General features: G+C 71.1%; 17 protein-coding genes and 1 pseudogene. 16 read left to right on the plus strand and 2 right to left on the minus strand.

All coding sequences use genetic code 11. From position 1 onward, the window contains the following. Positions 1-18: 18 nt before the first annotated feature. Together arcC and LDL49_RS37675 are read right to left on the minus strand one after the other, a co-directional pair. A complete protein-coding gene (gene arcC, locus LDL49_RS37670; protein WP_225298660.1) occupies positions 19-954 on the minus strand; it encodes a carbamate kinase in 936 nt (311 codons plus the stop codon). Positions 955-957: 3 nt separating this feature from the next. Further along, entirely contained in the window at positions 958-2,202 is a 1,245-nt protein-coding gene (locus tag LDL49_RS37675; RefSeq protein ID WP_225298662.1) for an arginine deiminase, read from the minus strand. A gap of 237 nt (positions 2,203-2,439) precedes the next feature. Here LDL49_RS37675 and pyrR point away from each other — a divergent pair, with 237 nt between their 5' ends. The 16 genes and pseudogenes from pyrR (at position 2,440) to LDL49_RS37755 (ending at position 20,629) form a co-directional block, all read left to right on the plus strand. Next, complete coding sequence (pyrR, locus tag LDL49_RS37680) at positions 2,440-3,024, plus strand: bifunctional pyr operon transcriptional regulator/uracil phosphoribosyltransferase PyrR (RefSeq protein WP_308016243.1); 585 nt, start codon at positions 2,440-2,442, stop codon at positions 3,022-3,024. Next, complete coding sequence (locus LDL49_RS37685; protein ID WP_225298664.1) at positions 3,021-3,938, plus strand: aspartate carbamoyltransferase catalytic subunit; 918 nt, start codon at positions 3,021-3,023, stop codon at positions 3,936-3,938. The genes pyrR and LDL49_RS37685 overlap by 4 nt, the downstream gene beginning before the upstream one ends. Further along, entirely contained in the window at positions 3,935-5,221 is a 1,287-nt protein-coding gene (locus tag LDL49_RS37690) for a dihydroorotase (protein WP_225298666.1), read from the plus strand. Before LDL49_RS37685 ends, LDL49_RS37690 begins: the two co-directional genes overlap by 4 nt. After that, positions 5,218-6,324 (plus strand): glutamine-hydrolyzing carbamoyl-phosphate synthase small subunit, encoded by a 1,107-nt coding sequence (gene carA / locus LDL49_RS37695; RefSeq protein WP_225298667.1) that lies wholly within the window; start codon positions 5,218-5,220, stop codon positions 6,322-6,324. Before LDL49_RS37690 ends, carA begins: the two co-directional genes overlap by 4 nt. Beyond that, positions 6,311-9,607, plus strand: coding sequence for a carbamoyl-phosphate synthase large subunit (gene carB, locus LDL49_RS37700; RefSeq protein ID WP_225298669.1), 3,297 nt, complete (start codon positions 6,311-6,313; stop codon positions 9,605-9,607). The genes carA and carB overlap by 14 nt, the downstream gene beginning before the upstream one ends. A 40-nt stretch (positions 9,608-9,647) precedes the next feature. Next, positions 9,648-10,520, plus strand: coding sequence for a dihydroorotate dehydrogenase electron transfer subunit (locus LDL49_RS37705; protein WP_263656021.1), 873 nt, complete (start codon positions 9,648-9,650; stop codon positions 10,518-10,520). A gap of 116 nt (positions 10,521-10,636) precedes the next feature. Continuing rightward, positions 10,637-11,602, plus strand: a complete 966-nt coding sequence (locus LDL49_RS37710; protein ID WP_225298673.1) for a dihydroorotate dehydrogenase — start codon at positions 10,637-10,639, stop codon at positions 11,600-11,602. Next, entirely contained in the window at positions 11,599-12,297 is a 699-nt protein-coding gene (pyrF, locus tag LDL49_RS37715) for an orotidine-5'-phosphate decarboxylase (protein WP_225298675.1), read from the plus strand. Before LDL49_RS37710 ends, pyrF begins: the two co-directional genes overlap by 4 nt. Positions 12,298-12,687: 390 nt before the next feature. Next, a pseudogene (locus LDL49_RS37720) lies at positions 12,688-12,798 on the plus strand (guanylate kinase); the annotation flags it as partial. A gap of 523 nt (positions 12,799-13,321) precedes the next feature. After that, on the plus strand, positions 13,322-13,645 hold the full coding sequence (gene mihF / locus LDL49_RS37725; RefSeq protein WP_214637712.1) for an integration host factor, actinobacterial type: 324 nt from the start codon (positions 13,322-13,324) through the stop codon (positions 13,643-13,645). Between the two features lie 139 nt (positions 13,646-13,784). Next, positions 13,785-14,357: a guanylate kinase gene (gmk, locus tag LDL49_RS37730; RefSeq protein WP_225298725.1), complete on the plus strand. Its 573-nt coding sequence runs from the start codon at positions 13,785-13,787 to the stop codon at positions 14,355-14,357. A 5-nt stretch (positions 14,358-14,362) separates the two neighbouring features. Then, a complete protein-coding gene (gene rpoZ, locus LDL49_RS37735) occupies positions 14,363-14,632 on the plus strand; it encodes a DNA-directed RNA polymerase subunit omega (RefSeq protein ID WP_214637710.1) in 270 nt (89 codons plus the stop codon). 8 nt (positions 14,633-14,640) lie between these two features. Beyond that, positions 14,641-15,885, plus strand: a complete 1,245-nt coding sequence (coaBC, locus tag LDL49_RS37740; RefSeq protein WP_225298677.1) for a bifunctional phosphopantothenoylcysteine decarboxylase/phosphopantothenate--cysteine ligase CoaBC — start codon at positions 14,641-14,643, stop codon at positions 15,883-15,885. Between the two features lie 67 nt (positions 15,886-15,952). Further along, positions 15,953-16,282 carry a hypothetical protein gene (locus tag LDL49_RS37745; protein ID WP_225298679.1) on the plus strand — a complete coding sequence of 110 codons (330 nt, stop codon included), beginning with the start codon at positions 15,953-15,955 and terminating at the stop codon, positions 16,280-16,282. Positions 16,283-16,400: 118 nt separating this feature from the next. Then, complete coding sequence (metK, locus tag LDL49_RS37750; protein WP_219532887.1) at positions 16,401-17,588, plus strand: methionine adenosyltransferase; 1,188 nt, start codon at positions 16,401-16,403, stop codon at positions 17,586-17,588. A 143-nt stretch (positions 17,589-17,731) separates the two neighbouring features. Beyond that, complete coding sequence (locus LDL49_RS37755; RefSeq protein ID WP_225298681.1) at positions 17,732-20,629, plus strand: ATP-binding protein; 2,898 nt, start codon at positions 17,732-17,734, stop codon at positions 20,627-20,629. The last annotated feature ends 61 nt before the right edge of the window (positions 20,630-20,690 follow it).

Here is a 20,690-nt window from a genome sequence, read left to right on the forward strand (position 1 = left end):
TCGAAACCTCCTAGAGCCCTAAAGCGTGCTGGTCAGCGGCCAGCGTGCGTTCGGCGTGACGATCGTGCCCGCGGTGCCTTCCAAGATCTGCTCCGCCTGCCCGAGCTCGCCGATGGCCGCCATGTCGCCGGTGGTCTCCACGAAACGGCAGACCGCTTCCACCTTCGGCCCCATGGAGCCCGCTGGGAAGTCGAGGGCGCGTAGTTCGTGCGGGGTGGTGTTCGCGAGCTCGCTCTGGTGCGGTGTGCCGAAGTCCCTCAGTACGCGCGGCACGTCGGTCAGGATGAGGAAGGCGTCGCATTCGAGCGCCTCGGCCAGCATCGAAGCCGTGGAGTCCTTGTCGATGACCGCCTCGACACCGGACAGGCGGCCGTGCTCGTCGCGGATGACCGGGATGCCACCGCCGCCCGCGCAGATCACCACGACCCCCTCGCGGACCATCTTGCTGATCAGCCGCGTCTCCACCACGCGCTGCGGGGTGGGGGAGGGGACGACGCGCCGCCAGTCGTGGCCGTCGGCGGCGACCGTCCAGCCGTACTCCTTGGCCAGCTTCGTGGCCTCGTCCTGGTCGTAGACCGGGCCGACGAACTTGGTCGGGTTCTCGAAGGCCGGATCGACGGCCGACACGAGCGTCTGCGTCACCATGGCCAGGACCTGCCGGCCGGGCAGCGCGTTCTGCAGGGCCTGCAGCATCCAGTAGCCGATCATGCCCTGCGTCTCGGCGCCGAGCGTGTCGAACGGGTAGGGCTTGGTCAGGCGGGGGTCGTTGGCGCTCTCCAGCGCCAGCAGGCCCACCTGCGGCCCGTTCCCGTGGGTGATGATCAGCTCGTGCTTCTCCGCGAGCTTGGCCAGCGTCTTGGCCGCGTGGGCGACGTTGGCGATCTGCGGCTCCACGTCCGCCCGCTGGCTGCGCCGGAGCACCGCGTTGCCCCCCAGGGCGACGATGACCCTCATCGGTCAGATGCCGTCTCGCTCGAGCGGGCAGCTCATGCAGCGCGGCCCGCCGCGCCCCCTGCCGAGCTCGCTGCCCCGGATCGTGATGACCTCGATGCCGTTGTCGCGCAGGAAGTTGTTGGTCGTGGTGTTGCGCTCGTAGGCGACGACCACGCCCGGCTCGATGGCCAGCGCGTTGCAGCCGTCGTCCCACTGCTCCCGCTCGGCGGCGTAGACGTCCTGCGTCGGCATGAGGACCTTGATGTCGTCCAGGTCCAGGGCCCGCGCGATGGCCCGGTGCATGTCCTCCGGCGGATGGTCGGTGACCTTGAGCTCCTTCTCGGTGTCGCCCGGCTCGATCGTGTACGAGGGCAGCATGCCCAGCCCCGCGTACTTGGTGAACACGCCCACGTCCACCATGGTCATCACGGTGTCGAGGTGCATGAACGCGCGGGCCTTCGGCACGTTCAGCACGACGATCTTCCGCGCGGAGCCGGCCTGGAACAGCCGCTGCGCGAGCATTTCGATGGCCTGCGGCTGGGTGCGCTCGCTCATCCCGATCAGCACCACGCCGCGTCCGAGGACCAGCACGTCACCGCCCTCCAGCGTGGCCGGGGCGATCGACTGGCCGGGCAGCCACACGTTGTAGCCGCCCTTCTGCGGCCGGCCGAACCCGTCGGCGAAGGTCGGGTGGAACTCGTAGACGGCCTCCATGTTCACCGTCTCGCGCATGCGCGCCTTCTTCTTCATCGCGTTGATCGAGACGCCGTCGTACACCCAGCAGGAGGTGTCGCGGGTGAACAGGTGGTTCGGCAGGGGCGGCAGGATGAAGTCGTCGTCGCCGGCCGCGTGGTAGGACATCGACTTCGGGTCGCAGCCCGCCTCGACCATCTCGCGTTTGGTGATGCCCCCGGTCAGGTACATCTGCAGGGTCTTGGAGTCCATCGTGTCAAGGGTGTTGCGGATGTCGTCGACGGCCAGGGGGCCCATGAAGCGCTCGTCGAGGATCCCGTCGAGGATGTGCTTGCGCGCTTCGGGGAGCTCGATCGTCTCCCTGAGCAGGTCCGCCAGCAGGTGGATCTTGACGCCGCGATCCCGCAGCACCTGCTGGAACTCCTCGTGCTCCTCCATCGCGCGCTGCACCCACAGCACGTCGTCGAAGAGGAACGCGTCCTTGTTGGTCGGGGTGAGCCGCTTGAGCGCCAGGTCGGGCTTGTGCAGCAGCACCTGGTAGAGCTTGCCCACCTCGGAGTCGACATGGAAGGTCATTGTCCCTGTATCCCCTCGAAGCAGGCGGACGTCAACGCGCTGGCACCGCCCGCGGTGCCCGTCACGTGCCCCGCGCGGACGGTTCCAACACGGAAAGGGCCCGGAAATTACCCAACCGTGGGCGGCCATGGGGAGTAGGTGGCAAGAGTTCTGGCTGGTAGCCCCTGGTACTGTGTGTCACGACCAACACCCTTTTAAGACCCGTCCTGTGAGGCGGGAAAGGTGGTGAGCTCTGCCGTGTCCGACTCCTCAACGTCCGACTCCTCGCCCGACCAGACGCCCCTGTCAAGGGCCGTCCTGGAGAGCCCGGACATCCACCGGGCGCTGACCCGTATCGCGCACGAGATCCTCGAACGAACCAAGGGCGCCGACGGCGTCGTCCTCCTCGGCATCCCGACCCGCGGCGCCACCCTGGCCCGCCGGCTGGGTGACCGCATCGAGCGCTTCGAAGGCGTCAAGATCCCCGTCGGCTCGATCGACATCACGATGTACCGCGACGACCTCCGGCTCCGGCCCGCCCGGCCGCTCGGCCACACCGAGCTGCCGCCCGACGGCATCGACGGCAGGATCGTGGTGCTGGTGGACGACGTCCTGTACTCCGGCCGCACCGTCCGCGCGGCGCTCGACGCGCTCAACGACCTCGGCCGCCCGACCGCCGTACAGCTGGCCACGCTGGTCGACCGGGGCCATCGCGAGCTGCCCATCCGCGCCGACTACGTGGGCAAGAACCTGCCGACCGCCAAGAGCGAGAAGGTGAAGGTCTACCTGCAGGAGACCGACGGGCGCGACGCCGTGCTCCTGATGAAGGAGGACGCCAAGTGAACCGCCACCTCATCTCCGCGGGCGACCTCGGCAAGGACGACGCCCTGCTCATCCTCGACACGGCCGAGGAGCTGGCGAGGGTCTCGGAACGTTCCATCAAGAAGCTGCCGACGCTGCGCGGCCGTACGGTGGTCAACCTGTTCTTCGAGGACTCCACCCGCACCCGCATCTCCTTCGAGGCGGCGGCCAAGCGGCTGTCGGCCGACGTCATCAACTTCTCCGCCAAGGGCTCCAGCGTCTCCAAGGGCGAGTCGCTGAAGGACACGGCGCTGACGCTGGAGGCGATGGGCGCCGACGCGGTCGTCATCCGCCACGGGGCGTCCGGCGCGCCGCACCGCCTGGCCAACTGGGTGCACGGCAGCGTCGTCAACGCCGGCGACGGCACCCACGAGCACCCCACGCAGGCGCTGCTCGACGCCTTCTCCATGCGCCGCCGGCTGGGCGGCCTCGACGGCCGCAAGGTCACGATCGTCGGCGACGTCCTGCACAGCCGGGTCGCCCGCTCCAACGTGCTGCTCCTGGCCACGCTCGGCGCCGACGTCACGCTGGTGGCGCCGCCCACGCTGCTGCCGGTCTCGATCGACACCTGGCCGTGCGCGGTCTCCTACGACCTCGACGCGGTGCTGCCCAAGTCCGACGTGGTGATGATGCTGCGGGTGCAGAAGGAGCGGATGAACGCCGCCTACTTCCCGAGCGAGCGCGAATACTCCCGCCGCTACGGCCTCGACCGCGACCGGTTCGCCAAGATGCCCGACGAGGCCATCGTGATGCACCCCGGGCCGATGAACCGGGGCATGGAGATCGCCGCCGAGGTGGCCGACTCGCCGCGCTCGACCATCGTCGAGCAGGTCGCCAACGGTGTGACCATCCGCATGGCCGTCCTGTACCTGCTGCTCGGGGGAGAGACCTCGTGATCATTCGGAATGTACGGATTCTCGGTGGCGAGCCCGCCGACATCCGGATCGAGGACGGGGTGATCGCCGAGATCGCCCCGCGGATCGAGGGGGAGGCGGCGATCGACGGCGGCGGCGCGATCGTGCTGCCCGGCCTCGTCGACCTGCACACCCACCTGCGCGAGCCCGGCCGCGAGGACGCCGAGACCGTGCAGACCGGCACCCAGTCGGCCGCCCGCGGCGGCTACACCGCCGTGCACGCCATGGCCAACACCTCGCCCGTCGCCGACACCGCCGGCGTGGTCGAGCAGGTCTGGCGGCTCGGCCGGGAGTTCGCCCACTGCGACGTCCAGCCGGTCGGCGCGGTCACCGTCGGCCTGGAGGGCAGGCAGCTGGCCGAGCTCGGCGCGATGGCCGACTCCGCCGCCCGGGTCCGCGTCTTCTCCGACGACGGCAGGTGCGTCGACGACGCCGTGCTGATGCGCCGCGCCCTGGAGTACGTCAAGGCGTTCGACGGCGTGATCGCCCAGCACGCCCAGGAGCCCAGGCTGACCGGCGGCGCCCAGATGAACGAGGGCGTCGTCTCCGGCCGGCTCGGCCTGACCGGCTGGCCGGCGGTCGCCGAGGAGGCGATCATCGCCCGCGACTGCCTGCTGGCCGCGCACGTCGGCTCCCGGCTGCACGTCTGCCACGTCTCCACGGCCGGCTCGGTGGAGATCCTGCGCTGGGCCAAGTCCAAGGGCTGGAACATCACCGCCGAGGTCACGCCGCACCACCTGCTGCTCACCGACGACCTCGTCGAGGACTCGCCGGTCGGCGCCTACAACCCCATCTACAAGGTCAACCCGCCGCTGCGCACCCGCGCCGACGTCGAGGCGCTGCGCGCCGCGCTGGCAGACGGCACGATCGACATCGTCGCCACCGACCACGCGCCCCACCCGGTCGAGGACAAGGAGACCGAGTGGTCGGCCGCGGCCATGGGCATGGTCGGCCTGGAGACCGCGCTCAGCGTGGTGCAGGAGGCCATGGTGGACACCGGGCTGCTCGACTGGGCCGGCGTCGCCGAGCGCATGTCGATCGTGCCCGCGCGTATCGGCCGCCTGTCGGGGCACGGGCAACCGATCGAGGTGGGCGTGCCGGCCAACCTCACGTTGTATGACCCGTCCGTCCGTACAGAGGTGGATCCGTCCGCCTTCGCGTCGAAGAGTCGCAACACGCCGTACGAGGGCATGACGCTCCCCGGCCGGGTCGTGGCGACCTTCCTGCGCGGCAAGCCGACAGTACTTGAAGGGAAGCTGGTGTGACTTCTGCGCTGCTCGTTCTGGAGGACGGTCGCGTCTTCCACGGAACCCCGTATGGCGCCGCGGGCGAGACCTTCGGCGAGATGGTCTTCAACACCGGCATGACCGGCTACCAGGAGACCCTCACCGACCCGTCCTACCACCGGCAGATCGTCGCGATGACGGCCCCCCACATCGGCAACACCGGCGTCAACGACGAGGACCCCGAGTCGGGCCGCGTCTGGGTCGCCGGCTACGTCGTACGCGAGCCGTCCCGCGTGGTCTCCAACTGGCGGGCCAACCGCTCGCTGGACGACTACCTCAAGGAACAGGGCGTCGTCGGCATCGCCATGCCCGGCACCCGCGCCCTCACCCGCCACCTGCGCGAGCGCGGCGCCATGCGCGCCGGGATCTTCACCGATCCGTCCGCGCCGATCGAGGAGCTCGTCCAGCGCGTACGGCGGGCGCCGGTCATGGAAGGCGCGAACCTGGCCGCCGAGGTGGCCACGGACGAGCCGTACGTCGTGCCGGCCATCGGCGCGAAACGGTTCACGGTCGCGGCCGTGGACCTGGGCATCAAGGGCATGACCCCGCACCGGATGGCCGAGCGCGGCTGCGAGGTGCACGTGCTGCCGGCCACCGCCACGTTCGAGCAGATCATGGCGGTGCAGCCGGACGGGGTGTTCTTCTCCAACGGCCCCGGCGACCCGGCCACCGCGGACGTCTCCGCGCTGCGCGGGGTGCTGGAGGCGAAGGTGCCGTTCTTCGGGATCTGCTTCGGCAACCAGCTGTTCGGCCGGGCCCTGGGCCTGTCCACGTACAAGCTGCGTTACGGCCACCGGGGGGTGAACCAGCCGGTCCAGGACGTACGGACCGGCAAGGTAGAGATCTCCGCCCACAACCACGGCTTCGCGGTCGAGGCGCCGCTCGGTGAGCCGTTCGACACCCCCTACGGCCCGGCCGAGGTCAGCCACGTCAACCTCAACGACCGCTGCGTAGAAGGGTTGCGCCTGCTCGACGGGCGCGCCTTCAGCGTGCAATACCACCCGGAGGCCGCCGCCGGTCCCCACGACGCCGCCTACCTTTTCGACGAGTTCTGTGAGGTCATGAACCGTGCCCAAGCGTGATGACATCAGGTCCGTCCTGGTGATCGGCTCGGGGCCGATCGTGATCGGACAGGCGTGCGAGTTCGACTACTCCGGCACCCAGGCCTGCCGCGTGCTGCGCGACGAGGGGTTCCGCGTGATCCTCGTCAACAGCAACCCGGCGACGATCATGACCGACCCCGAGTTCGCCGACGCCACCTACGTCGAGCCGATCACCCCCGAGTACGTCGAGAAGATCATCGCCAAGGAGCGCCCCGACGCGCTGCTGCCGACCCTGGGCGGCCAGACCGCCCTCAACACCGCCGTCGCGCTGCACGAGTCGGGCGCGCTGGAGCGCTACGACGTCGAGCTGATCGGCGCCGACTTCGACGCGATCCAGGCGGGCGAGAACCGCGAGCGGTTCAAGGAGATCGTCGCCAAGGTCGCCCGCGAGCACGGCCTGAACGCGGAGTCGGCCAACTCGGTCGTCTGCCACACGATGGACGAGTGCCTGGCCGCCGTCGCCGAGCTGGGCTACCCGCTGGTCGTGCGGCCCTCCTTCACGATGGGCGGCGTCGGGTCCGGGTTCGCCTACGACGAGTCCGACCTGCGGCGCATCGCCGGCGCCGGGCTGGATGCCTCGCCGACCACCGAGGTCCTCCTGGAGGAGTCGATCATCGGCTGGAAGGAGTACGAGCTCGAGGTCATGCGCGACAAGCATGACAACGTGGTCATCGTCTGCTCCATCGAGAACATCGACCCGATGGGCGTCCACACCGGCGACAGCGTCACCGTCGCCCCCGCCCTGACGCTGACCGACCGCGAATACCAGAACATGCGCGACGTCGCGATCGCGGTCATCCGCGAGGTCGGCGTCGACACCGGCGGCTGCAACATCCAGTTCGCGGTCAACCCGGCGACCGGCCGCATGATCGTCATCGAGATGAACCCGCGCGTGTCCCGATCGAGCGCCCTGGCCTCGAAGGCCACCGGCTTCCCGATCGCCAAGATCGCCGCCAAGCTGGCCATCGGCTACACGCTCGACGAGATCCCCAACGACATCACCAAGGAGACCCCGGCCTCGTTCGAGCCCACGCTCGACTACATCGTGGTCAAGGTGCCGAGGTTCGCCTTCGAGAAGTTCAGGGGCGCCGACCAGACCCTCACCACGCACATGAAGTCGGTGGGCGAGGCCATGGCCATCGGCCGCTCCTTCCCCGAGGCGCTGCAGAAGGCGCTGCGGTCGCTGGAGAAGAAGGACTCCTCCTTCACCTGGGCCGGTCCCCAGCGGCCGAAGGCCGAGCTCATCGAGGAGTCCCGCGTCCCGCACGACGGCCGGCTGCGTACCGTGCAGCAGGCCATCCGGGCCGGCGCCACCGCCGAGGAGCTGTTCGAGGCCACCAACATCGACCCGTGGTTCCTCGACCAGCTGTTCCTGCTGGACGAGGAGGCGCGGACCGTCGGCGAGGCCACCGAGCTGACCGCCGAGGTGCTGGAGCGGGCCAAGCGCCACGGCTTCAGCGACGCGCAGATCGGCGAGATCCGCGGCATCGACGAGGCCCGCGTCCGCGACCTGCGCCACGCGCTCGGCCTGCGGCCGGTCTACAACACGGTCGACACCTGCGCCGCGGAGTTCGCGGCCAAGACCCCCTACCTCTACTCGGCCTACGACGAGGAGAGCGAGGTCCCGTACGGCGAGCGGGAGAAGGTCATCATCCTCGGCTCCGGGCCGAACCGCATCGGCCAGGGCATCGAGTTCGACTACGCCTGCGTGCACGCCTCCTTCGAGCTGTCACGGGCCGGGTTCGAGACCGTCATGGTCAACTGCAACCCGGAGACGGTCTCGACCGACTACGACACCTCCGACCGGCTCTACTTCGAGCCGCTCACCCTGGAGGACGTGCTGGAGGTCGTCCACGCCGAGCAGCAGACCGGCCCGGTCGCGGGCGTGATCGTGCAGCTCGGCGGGCAGACGCCGCTCGGCCTGGCGCAGGCGCTCAAGGACGCGGGCGTGCCCGTGGTCGGCACCTCGCCCGAGTCGATCCACCTGGCGGAGGAGCGCGGCGCGTTCGGCCGGGTGCTCGCCGAGGCGCAGTTGCCCGCGCCCAAGCACGGCACCGCGACGACCGTCGCCGAGGCGCTGGCCGTGGCCGAGGAGATCGGCTACCCCGTGCTGGTCCGGCCCTCGTACGTGCTCGGCGGGGCCGGCATGGCCATCGTCTACGACGACGCGACGCTGACCACCTACATGGCGGCCCAGGAGGGCGGCCATCCGGTGCTGGTCGACAAGTTCCTCGACGAGGCCATCGAGATCGACGTGGACGCCCTGTTCGACGGCGAGGAGCTCTACCTGGGCGGCGTCATGGAGCACATCGAGGAGGCCGGGATCCACTCCGGCGACTCGGCGTGCGCCCTGCCGCCGATCACGCTCGGCAGCAACGACATCAAGCGCATCCGCGCCGCCACCGAGGGCATCGCCCGCGGAGTCGGCGTCCGCGGGCTGCTGAACGTCCAGTACGCCATGTCGGCCGGTGTCCTGTACGTCCTGGAGGCCAACCCGCGCGCCAGCCGTACCGTGCCGTTCGTCTCCAAGGCCACGGCGGTGCCGCTGGCCAAGGCGGCGGCCCGCGTGATGCTGGGCGCCTCGATCGCCTCGCTGCGCGCGGAGGGCATGCTGCCCGCCACGGGCGACGGGGGCACCCTGCCGCTGGAGGCGTCGATCGCGGTGAAGGAGGCGGTGCTGCCGTTCAACCGCTTCCGCGGCGTCGACATCGTGCTCGGGCCCGAGATGCGCTCCACGGGCGAGGTCATGGGCATCGACGAGTCCTTCGGCGTCGCCTACGCCAAGTCGCAGGCGGCCGCGTACGGCGAGCTGCCCATCAAGGGCCGCGCGTTCGTGTCCGTGGCCAACCGGGACAAGCGTGCGATGATCTTCCCGGTGCGGGCGCTCGCCGACCTCGGGTTCGAGATCCTGGCCACCGAGGGGACCGCTGAGGTGCTGCGCCGCAACGGTGTCCATGCCAAGATCGTGCGAAAGCAGAGCGAGGGGCCCGGAGCCGGAGGTGAGCCCACGAGTGTCCAGTACATCCTCGACGGCGAGATCGACCTGATCGTCAACACGCCGTTCGGCAGTCCGGGCCAGTCGGGCCCGCGGCTCGACGGCTACGACATCCGCACCGCCGCCGTGCTGCGCGGCATCCCGTGCATCACCACGGTCGCCGGCCTCGCCGCCGCGGCCGCGGGCATCCAGGCCATCGTGCGGGGCGACGTCGGCGTACGGTCCCTCCAGGAGCACGGGCGGGCGCTGCGGGCGGCAGGGGCGTAGGGCTCGATCGACGGCAGGCTCCCGCGGGAGGTGAAGAGGACTGGCCGGCACTCCGGTGCAGGTGACGGGCACGGTGCTGACGACGCGCCGGGTCGACGCCTACCATGCCCTCACCGTGGTGGCGCCCGGCATCGCCGAGCGCTACCGGCCCGGCCACTTCGTGTCCGTCGCCGTCGGCGGGGCCCACACGTCCATGGTGACGCGGCGGGCCTTCTCCATCCACGACGTCAAGCCCGACTACGGCGGCACGGTGGAGCTCGTCTTCACCGTGCGCGGGCCCGGCACCGCGTGGCTGGCCGAGCGCCGGGCGCGTGACACGATCGACCTCGTCGGGCCGCTCGGCCGGCCCTTCCCGCTGCCCCGCGACCCGGTCCACTGCGTGCTGGTCGGTTCCGAGTACGGCTCGGCGGTGCTCTTCCCGGTGGCCGACCAGCTCATCGAACGCGGCTGCCGGGTCGACTTCGTGCTGGGCGGCGCCAGCGCGGACCGGGTGTTCGGCGCCATGCGGGCCAGGCGGATGGCCCAGACCACCACGCTCACCACCGAGGACGGCTCGCTCGGGCTGCGCGGCAGGGTTACCGACGCGCTGCCCGCGGTGATCGCCGACACGCGGGCGGACGTGGTCTACGCGTGCGCGCCCATGGAGACGCTGCGGGCGGTCACCGCGGTGGCGATGGAGTTCGACATCCCGGTGCAGGTGGCGGTGGAAGAGGCGATGGCCTGCGGGATCGGGGTCTGCATGACGTGCGTGCTGCCGGTCATCGGCGACGACGGCGTGACCCGGATGGTGCGGGCCTGCGCCGAGGGGCCGGTGTTCCGGGGGGAGCGGGTGCGGTTCGAGGACGTGGGGACGATCCCGTTCGACGCGCTGGGGGCGCCCGGGGGGCAGGGCGGTGCTCGCCATGCGGGCTGACATTGATTGCCCGCGCTTTTTCTGCCGCGTCCTGCGCGATCTGGTGGCGCGGCGCCTGTCTGGTGGCTGTTTTTCGGCGGCTTCTCTGCGGTGGGTGAGCTGACTTGTCGGTAGATATGCGTACTTTTCTGGCGCATGTGGAGCTCGCCAACCCCATCACCACCGCCGCCGGCTGTGCCGCCTCGGGCCGCGAGCTGGCCCAGTTCTTCGACCTCCACCGGCTGGGCGCCCTGACCACCAGCTCCATCACCATGGCCCCGCGTGCCGGCCGCCCCACCCCCCGGATGGCCGAGACCCCCTCGGGCATGCTCAACGCCGTCGGCCTCCAGGGCCCCGGCATCGACGCCTTCCTCGAACGCGAGCTGCCCTGGCTGGCCCAGCGCGGCATCAGGACCATCGTGTCGATCGGCGGCGGCACCGTGGCCGAGTACTCGGCGCTGGCCCGCAGGCTGGCCGACGCGCCCGGCGTCACCGCCCTGGAGGTGAACCTGTCCTGCCCGAACATCGAGGACCGCGGCCGGGTCTTCGCCCGCGAGGGCAGCGCCGCCGCCGAGGTGATCGCGTCGGTGCGGTCCATCATGCGGTACGACGTCCCGGTGGTCGCCAAGCTGGCGCCCGACGTGGCCGACATCGTGGCGGTCGCCCGCGCCTGCGTCGACGCCGGGGCCGACGCGCTGTCCATGATCAACAACCCGCTCGGCATGGCCATCGACACCGAGGCGCTGCGGCCCTCGCTCGCGGCGGTGACCGGCGGGCTTTCGGGACCGGCCATCCTGCCCCTTGCCGTACGGTGCGTGTGGCAGGTGCACGCCGCCCTGCCCGGGGTGCCGCTGATCGGCGTCGGCGGCGTGGCGACCGGCAGGGACGCCTTCCAGCTCATCCTGGCGGGCGCCTGCGCGGTCGGGGTGGGGACGGCGCTGTTCCACGACCCCTACGCGTGCCTGCGCATCGAGCGAGAGCTTGAGGACCTGCTGCGGGCACGCGGCTTCCAGCGGCTGGCCGACGCGGTCGGCCTGGCCCACCGTCCGCCGGGGAGCGCCCCCCGGCACCTGCTCGTCGACTCCGAGGAGAGCTCCCCTTGACGCCCGCACCCATCGCCGTCGCCCTCGACGCCCCCGACCTGGAGACCGCCGCCAGGTGGGCCGCCCTGGTGACCCCGCACGTCACCACGGTGAAGATCGGGCTGGAGCTCTATCTGCGCTACGGCCCCGACGTGATCGCCTCGATCCGGGGCGCGAGCGGCGTACAGGTCTTCCTGGACCTCAAGCTGCACGACATCCCCAACACGGTCGCGGCGGCGGCCAGGGCGGTCTCCCGGTTGCGCCCGGCCATCCTCACGGTCCACGCGGCCGGTGGCCCCGCGATGATCCGCGCTGCCGTCGAGGCGGCCCCGGACACCCAGATCGCGGCGGTCACGGTGCTGACGTCGCTGTCGGAGGCCGACCTGAGCCGCATCGGGCTCGCCGGCCCCGCCTCGGACGCGGTCCGCCGCCTGGCCGTCCTGTCGGTCGAGTCGGGCGCCACGGCCCTGGTGTGCTCGCCGCACGAGGTCGTCGACCTGCGGTCGGAGGTCGGGCCGGAGATCACCCTCATCACGCCCGGCGTACGCCCGGCGGGAGCGGACAGCCAGGACCAGGCGCGGGTGGCGACGCCGGAGCAGGCACTGGCGGACGGCGCCGACCTCCTGGTCATCGGCCGCCCGATCACCGCCTCCCCGGACCCGGGCGCCACGGCCGCCGCCATCGCCTCCTCCTTGCGGCGCACGACCCCCTCCTGAAGGGGTTCACGGCCTCCTCAGGAGGGGGTCGTGCTCTGACGGGCCTTGGCGCGCGACTCGGCATGGCCAGGTGGGTGGCTGGTCGCGGCTACGCCGTTGCATGCTCCTGATGGGTTTTCGTGTGCGGCCCAGCGCGACGTGGCACCGGTGAACAGCGGCAAACCGGCCGCCGCCAGTGCCACGGTCGGCCAGGACCTGCGTCTGCGTGCTTGTGCGGCCACCGCGCCCGTCCGCGGTCCACCGCGCTTTGTGCGTCCGCGGCACGCGGCGCCCTGTACGTCCGCGGTCTATCGCGCCTGTGGGGGTTCATCGCGCCCGTATGTGGCTCGTCCCCGCGCGGCTGTGTGCTGCCGCCGTATGGCGGCCCCTACTAGCCAGGCGCGGCCCACCATGCGGCAGGCCGGTCGGTCCGTCAGGCCCATGTCGGCGGTCCTGTCCGGACCGTCGGGCGTCGGTAAGTCAACGGTCGTCGCCGAACTCCGGCGGGCACACCCCGAGGTGTGACTGCCGGTCTCGCGGCCAACCAGGAACCCCTGACCCGTCGAGCCCGTGTGGCGGACGGATGTGCAGTGAGCCCAGCCGTCGTCACCCGGCTGTGGTGGAACCGCTCCCATGGCACACGTCACGGCCGGTGCCCGTGTACGCACGGTGAGCGCTTCCCCATGGGGACGCCGACCCCGGAACGGCGTCCCACAACGACCCGCGCACGGTCGTCAGAACACCCCCACAGGGCATACGGAAGCCCACCTCGGGCGGGGTTTCGGACGTAAACCCGCGCACGTTTCGGACACCTATCCCTGACGGGTGGGTGATCATCATCGTACCCCCACGGCGCTTCCTGTGTGTAAGGAAGAAGTGGGAAGTGGAGGCGATTTGATCAGCAGTCTGTAGTTTTACATACACGGAGAGTGATGAAGTGGATTTTGTGAGGAGAGAAACCGCCATTGACGTTGCTTAGGGGGCGATGACCAGCTAGTTTCCCTTCCCGTCCGAGTACATCGACAGAAATTCGAGGTGACCCGGCGTGGCTCTTCCTCCCCTGACCCCTGAGCAGCGCGCCGCAGCCCTGCAAAAGGCTGCCAAGGCCCGTAAAGAGCGTGCCGAGGTCAAGAACCGGCTCAAGCATGGCGCGGTTTCTCTGGCTGAGGTGCTCAAGGATGGGCAGACCGACGACGTCATCGGCAAGATGAAGGTGTCGGCCTTGTTGGAATCGCTCCCCGGCGTGGGCAAAGTCCGCGCCAAGCAGCTCATGGAGCGGCTAGCCATAGCCGAGTCCCGCCGCGTGCGGGGTCTCGGTGCGAACCAGAGGGCCTCCCTCGAGCGCGAGTTCGGTGGCAACGAGAGCTAATCTCGGTTCCACACGAAAGCGCAGGTTCAACGGGGGGTAGGAAGTGACCGACAGGTCCAGGTCCGGCAGTGTTTGGGCCCATGAGGCAGTCGGATCTGGAACGAGGGTCGGCGACTTCCTCCCCTCGAGTGAACGGCGCCTGACGGTCCTGTCCGGACCGTCGGGCGTCGGTAAGTCAACGGTCGTCGCCGAGCTCCGGCGGGCACACCACGAGGTGTGGCTGTCGGTCTCGGTGACAACCAGGAAGCCCCGGCCCGGCGAGGTGCACGGGCTCCACTACTTCTTCGCCGACGACGAGGAGTTCGACCGGCTCGTGGAGTCGGGGGAGCTGCTCGAGTGGGCGGAGTTCGCGGGCAACAGGTACGGCACGCCGCGCGCCCCGGTGCTCGACCGGCTCGCCGCGGGCATGCCCACGCTGCTCGAGATCGACCTGGAAGGCGCCAGGCAGGTGAGGCAGAGCATGCCGGAGGCCCTGCTGGTGTTCCTGGCTCCGCCCTCCTGGGAGGAGCTGGAGAAGCGGCTGCGCGGCCGTGGCACCGAGCCGGAGGACGTCATAGCCCGCCGCCTTCAGGCCGGGCACGTCGAGATGGCGGCCGAGAAGGAATTCGACCTCACGCTGGTGAACACGAGTGTCAAAGAGGTGTGCCGCCGGCTGATAGCCTTGATGACTGACCCTCAGGGGGTCATCAAAACCACCAACCGAGAGGTCTGACAATCGTGGCAGGAATTGCCCCGGTCGCAGAGGGCATCACCAACCCGCCGATCGACGCGCTGCTCGACATCGTCGACAGCAAGTATTCCCTGGTGATCATGGGTGCCAAGCGCGCCCGCCAGATCAACGCCTACTACTCCCAGCTCGGCGAGGGCCTGCTCGAATACGTCGGGCCGCTGGTCGAGACGCACGCGCAGGAGAAGCCGCTGTCCATCGCGCTGCGCGAGGTGGCCGAGGGCCTGCTCAACGCCGAGCCCATCGAAGGCGCGGTCTGACCCGTTAGATGAAGAAGGTCGTCCTGGGCGTCAGCGGGGGCATCGCCGCGTACAAGGCGTGTGAGCTGCTGCGCCTGTTCACCGAGTCCGGGCACGAGGTGCGGGTCGTCCCGACCCGCGACGCCCTGCGGTTCGTGGGCGAGCCCACCTGGGCGGCGCTGTCCGGCCACCCGGTGACGACCGACGTGTGGGACGACGTTCACGAGGTGCCCCACGTACGGATCGGCCAGCGGGCCGACCTCGTCGTGGTGGCGCCCGCGACCGCCGACGTGCTCGCCAAGGCCGCTCACGGCCTGGCCGGCGACCTGCTCACCAACACGCTGCTGACCGCGCGCTGCCCGGTGGTGTTCGCGCCCGCGATGCACACCGAGATGTGGCAGCATCCCGCCACCCGGGCCAACGTCTCGACGTTGCGCGAGCGGGGCTCCGTGGTCATCGACCCCGCGGTCGGGCGCCTCACCGGCGCCGACACCGGGCCCGGGCGCCTGCCCGATCCCGCCGAGATCTTCCAGATCTGCCTGCGCGTACTGGCCGACCGCCCACGCGACCTGGCCGGGCGGCGGGTCGTCGTCTCGGCCGGCGGCACGCGTGAGGCCATCGATCCGGTCCGCTACCTGGGCAACCGTTCCTCCGGGCTGCAGGGATACGCCCTGGCTCGCACGGCCGTCGCCCGCGGGGCCCAGGTGACGCTGGTGGCCGCCAACGTGTCCCTGCCCGATCCGGCCGGGGCCGACGTGGTGCGGGTGGAGTCGGCGGCCGAGCTGCGCGAGGCGGTGCTGACCGCCTCGGCCGCCGCCGACGTGGTGGTGATGGCGGCGGCCGTGGCCGACTTCCGGCCCGCCGCGCGGCAGGACTCCAAGATCAAGAAGGCCGAGGGCGACCCCGACCCCCTCTATCTGGTGAAAAATCCCGACATCCTGGCTGAGCTGGGTGAGCGGCGACACGCCGCGGGGCCGCATCCCGGGGTGGCTGCCTGGCCGCACCCCGAGGTGATCGTCGGGTTCGCGGCCGAGACCGACGACGTGCTCGCCAACGGGCAGGCCAAGCTCGCCCGCAAGGGCTGCGACCTGCTCGTCGTCAACCAGGTCGGCCCCGACCTGGCCTTCGGCACGCCCGACAACGCGGCGACCGTGCTGGTCGCGGGCGGCGAGCCGGTGGAGATCCCGCGCGGTCCCAAGGACGACGTCGCCGACGCGGTCTGGGATCAGGTCGCCAAGCTGTTGCGGCATTCCCGAACGCCTGCCGATACTTAAGACATAAGGGGGCAAAAGGGGGCGGGGAATGCCGGTGAGTTCCACTGTCAGAGATCGATGCAGAACGTTGCTCGGCGATCAGGGGGAGATCCGCTACGTCTTCCCCGCGCTGTCCCTGGGACCGCCGGGCGCGGGCAACTTCCTGATCGTGGTCACCGACACGGCCATCTCCGTCCTCGCCACCAGGATGCTCCGGAGCGACCGCCCGGTCTCCGTACACGCGACGTTCCCCCGCCACACGAGGCTCGGCCCGATCATGCAGGCGTCCGGGCCGGTGATCGAGCTGGGTGTGATGGCGTTCGAGTTCGAGGAGGAGTACGCCGCCGTGGTCGCCGCCGCCGACGCGGAGATCTTCGCGCCGGAGACGCTGCCCCCCGACCCCCTGCCCGACCTGTGAACCACCCGTTTCGCGACATGCCCATGGGTGGGGCTAGACTTCGGCAAGGCACTGGCGGGGTGTACAGTCGCCGGAGCCCGCACGTCCGTCAGCAGCCGCTGCATGAGGAGCCACTGAGTTGTCACGTCGCCTGTTCACCTCCGAGTCGGTCACCGAAGGCCACCCGGACAAGATCGCCGACCAGATCAGTGACGCGATTCTCGACACCATGCTCAAGGACGACCCCAAGAGCCGGGTCGCCGTCGAGACGATGATCACTACCGGCCAGGTCCATGTCGCAGGCGAGGTCACGACCGAGACCTACGTCGACATTCCCGGCGTCATCCGGGAGAAGATCCTGGAAATCGGCTACGACGCCTCCCACAAGGGCTTCGACGGCGCCTCCTGCGGCGTGTCGGTGTCCATCGGGGCGCAGTCGCCCGACATCGCCCAGGGCGTCGACGACGCCTACGAGCACCGGGTCGACGGCGACATCGACGAGCTCGACCGCCAGGGCGCGGGCGACCAGGGCCTGATGTTCGGCTACGCGTGCCGCGAGACGCCCGAGCTGATGCCGCTGCCGATCACGCTCGCCCACCGGCTGGCCCAGCGCCTGTCCGAGGTGCGCAAGTCCGGCACCGTCCCCTACCTGCGGCCCGACGGCAAGACCCAGGTCACCATCGAGTACGACGGCGACCAGCCGGTCCGTCTCGACACCGTGGTCGTCTCCACGCAGCACGCGGCCGAGATCGACCTCAAGGAGATGCTGACGCCCGACATCAAGGAGCACGTGGTCGACCCCGTGCTCGCGGGCCTCGACATCGACATCGAGGGCTACCGTCTGCTGGTCAACCCGACCGGCCGGTTCGAGATCGGCGGCCCGATGGGCGACGCCGGCCTCACCGGTCGCAAGATCATCATTGACACCTACGGCGGCATGGCCCGCCACGGTGGCGGCGCCTTCTCCGGCAAGGACCCGTCCAAGGTCGACCGCTCGGCCGCCTACGCGATGCGCTGGGTCGCCAAGAACGTCGTGGCCGCCGGGCTCGCCGACCGCTGCGAGGTCCAGGTCGCCTACGCCATCGGCAAGGCCCAGCCGGTCGGCCTGTTCGTCGAGTGCTTCGGCACCGAGAAGCTGCCGGTCGAGAAGATCCAGGCCGCCGTGCTCCAGGTGTTCGACCTGCGCCCGGCCGCGATCATCCGCGACCTCGACCTGCTGCGCCCGATCTACTCGGAGACCGCCGCTTACGGGCACTTCGGCCGTGAGGGCTTCTCCTGGGAGTCGACCGACCGCGCCGAGACGCTGAGGTCCGCCGCCGGTCTGTGACCGTTCCCGTCAGATGCCGCACCCCGGCTTCGGGGTGCGGCATCTGCGTGTTCACGGCCGGTCGAGAGGGGGCCGTTCCCTGAGGGAGGCCGTGGAGACGTACCGTGGTCTCCTTGGATCTTCCGGAAACTGGGGAACGGATCATGCCATGGCGTGCCACGCCGACCAGCTTCGTGGGTCGCCGCCAGGAGGTCGCCGACGTCCGGCGGATGCTCCAGCGCAGCCGCCTCGTCACCGTCACCGGCATCGCCGGAGTGGGCAAGACCCGGGTGGCCGTACGGGCGGCGCAGTTCATGCGGCGGGCCTTCACCGACGGCAGCCGCTTCGTCGAGCTGGCCGGGCACACCGACCCCGGCTCCCTCGAAGAGGTCATCGCCCAGCCCCTTGACGTGACGGGTGACCTGACCGCACAGCTGTCGCGCCGCCGCCTGCTCCTGGTGCTCGACAGCTGCGAACACCTGACCGACGCCTGCTCCGCCCTCGTACAGTCGCTGCTGCGCGCCGCCCCCGGCCTGCACGTGTTGGCCACGAGCCGGCAGGCGCTGCGCGTCCGCGGCGGGCACGCGGTCATCGTCCGGCCGCTGGCCGTGCCAGGGGGAGAGTCGGCGCCCGCCGACGTGGCGCGCGTCGAGTCGGTGTCGCTCCTCCTCGACCGGGTCGCGGCCGTCGATCCCGGCGTCGAGCCCGGCTTCTCTCCCGGCTTCGAGCTCACCGAGCGGAACGCGGCGTCCGTCGCCGAGCTCTGCCGCCGCCTGGAGGGCATCCCGCTGGCGATCGAGCTGGCCGCCGTCCACGCCCGCCGGTCGCCCGTGGACGAGCTGCTCGCGCAGATGGACGCGTACGGCGGCCCGCTGGGTCGTCCGGACGCGCTGGGTCGTCCGGACTCGGTCGGTCGCTCACACCCGCTCGGTCGCCCGGACCCGCTCGGCCGCTCGGACTCGGACGGTTACCCGGAGTCGGACGGACGCCCGGTGACGCCGGACGGCAACGGGCGGGCCACATATCCCGCAGACGAGGGCGGGCGGCGGGCCAGGAACGTGGCGGATGCGGGCAGGCGGCTCAAGCCCTCAGCGGACGCCCGGGAGTTTCGGGGGAGCGATTCAGCGGAGGTTCTCGGGCCGCACGGGAGCCATTTAGCGGGAGTGCGCGGCCCGCAGGGGAGCCACCCAGGCGGCGTGCGCGGGAGTCGGGGGAGTGACTCAGCGGAGGTTCGCGGGCCGCAGGGGAGTCATCCAGCGGGAGTGCTCGGGCCGCAGGGGAGCCATCCAGCGGACGCGGGTGGTCCTCGGGGGAGGCGTTCGCCGGATGCGGGGGCGCAGCGGAGCGGGGACGCGACCACGCAGGCCGTGATCGCGTGGAGCCACGGGCTCTGCTCGCCCGAGGAGCGCCTGCTGTGGGAGCGCTTGGCCGTGTTCGCAGGGACGTTCAAGCTGCCGGCGGCCGAGGCGGTCTGCGCCGGCGGCCCACTGCCCGCCGCGCGGGTGCGTCCCACACTGGCGGCGCTGGTCGAGAAGTCGATCGTGACGAGGGAGCAGGACGAGCGGCAGGCGGCGTACCGCATGCCCAACAGCGTGCGCGAGTTCGCCGCCGCCCGGCTGGCGGGCACCGGCGAGCGGGAACGGCTGCGGGCACGCCACCGCGAGCACTACTACGCGTTCGCCGAGGCGGCGGGTGGCGACCAGGGTGAGGCGGCGGGTCGCGACCAGGGCGAATCGGCGGGTCGCGGCCGCGGTGAGGCGGCGGGTCGTGACCGAGGCGAGGAGATGGCCCGGGTCAGGGCCGGGTGGGTCGAGGTGGCGGGTCGTGACCGGGGTGAGGAGACGGCGCGGGTCAGGGCCGAGCTTGCCGAGGTGGCGGGCCGCGACTGGGGTGAGGAGATCGTCCGGGTCAGAGCCGAGTGGGCCGATCTGCGGGCCGCGCTCGAGTCCTTCGCCGCCGATCCGGCCGTCCGCGAGCGCGGGCTGCGGATGGGACTTCGGCTGGGGCGGCTGTGGGTGTTCGGGGGCATGGCCCGGTACGGGCGCCGCTACCTGGAACGCCTGCTGCCCATCACCTCCTGCCCCGATCCGGTACGGCTCGACGCCCTGGTGCTGCTCGCCCACCTGACGGCCGGCAGCGGCGACCTGGGCGCGGCCCGTAAGGCGCTCGAGGAGGCGGAGGCGCCCGCGGCCCGTCTGGGCCCGCGCGGGGCCCTCCGCCTCGCCAAGGCGCGCGGCACGGTGAGCCTCTGCGCGGGCGACCTGCCCGTGGCCGAACGCCACCTGACCCGGTGCATCGACGGCCTGCCGCCCGAGGGAGGCGCCCGTCCGCTCGACGCCACCGTCGAACTGGGTCTCACGCTGCTGCTCGCCGGCCGTACCAGCGAGGCGGAGGAGGTTCTCGCCCGGGCCCGCGCGCTCTGCCGGGAAGCAGGCGACGGCGCCACCGCCGCCTGGACGGAGCTCGCGCTCGCCTTGGCGCGGCGGACGGCCGGCCACTACGCGGAGGCGGACACCCTGGCCAGGATGGCGCTTCGGACGCAGGTGTCGAAGCACATGACGTTCGGGCGGGCGCTCTGCGTCGAGCTCCTCGGCCGGCTCGCCGCCGACCAGGGCCGGCCCGCCCGCGCCGCCCGGTTGCTGAGCGCGGCGCAACGGTTGTGGGGGTACGAGGTGAGCCCCCTGCTCGGCGCGCCGATCCTCGCCGCCGAGCGCGACAGCCACCACAAGGAACTACGCGAGACCCTCGGCCGACAGCATGGAAAGGCCGTCGCGGAGGGCCGGGCCATGTCGGAGGAGGAGGCGATCGCCGACGCGCTCGCGCCGAGCGTCACGCCTCCTGCCCCGGCCGTACCGTTCTGGGCGCCGCTGACCCCGCGCGAGGTGGACGTCGCCGAGCTGGTCGCCGCCGGGCTGACCAACCGGCTGATCGCGCAGCGGCTGGTCGTCGCCCGGCGCACGGTGGACTCCCACATGGAGAACATCCTCGCCAAACTCGGATTCTCCGGACGGCGTCAGGTCGCCGCCTGGGTGATCGGGCGGCGGCAGCGCGAGCAAGGCTGAGCCCGCCTGCGGCGCGGGACTGGACCGGCGTGGGGCTCGGGGACTGGACCGGTGTGGAGGT

It is taken from the genome of Nonomuraea aurantiaca (genome assembly GCF_020215705.1).
GTDB classification, from domain to species: domain Bacteria; phylum Actinomycetota; class Actinomycetes; order Streptosporangiales; family Streptosporangiaceae; genus Nonomuraea; species Nonomuraea aurantiaca.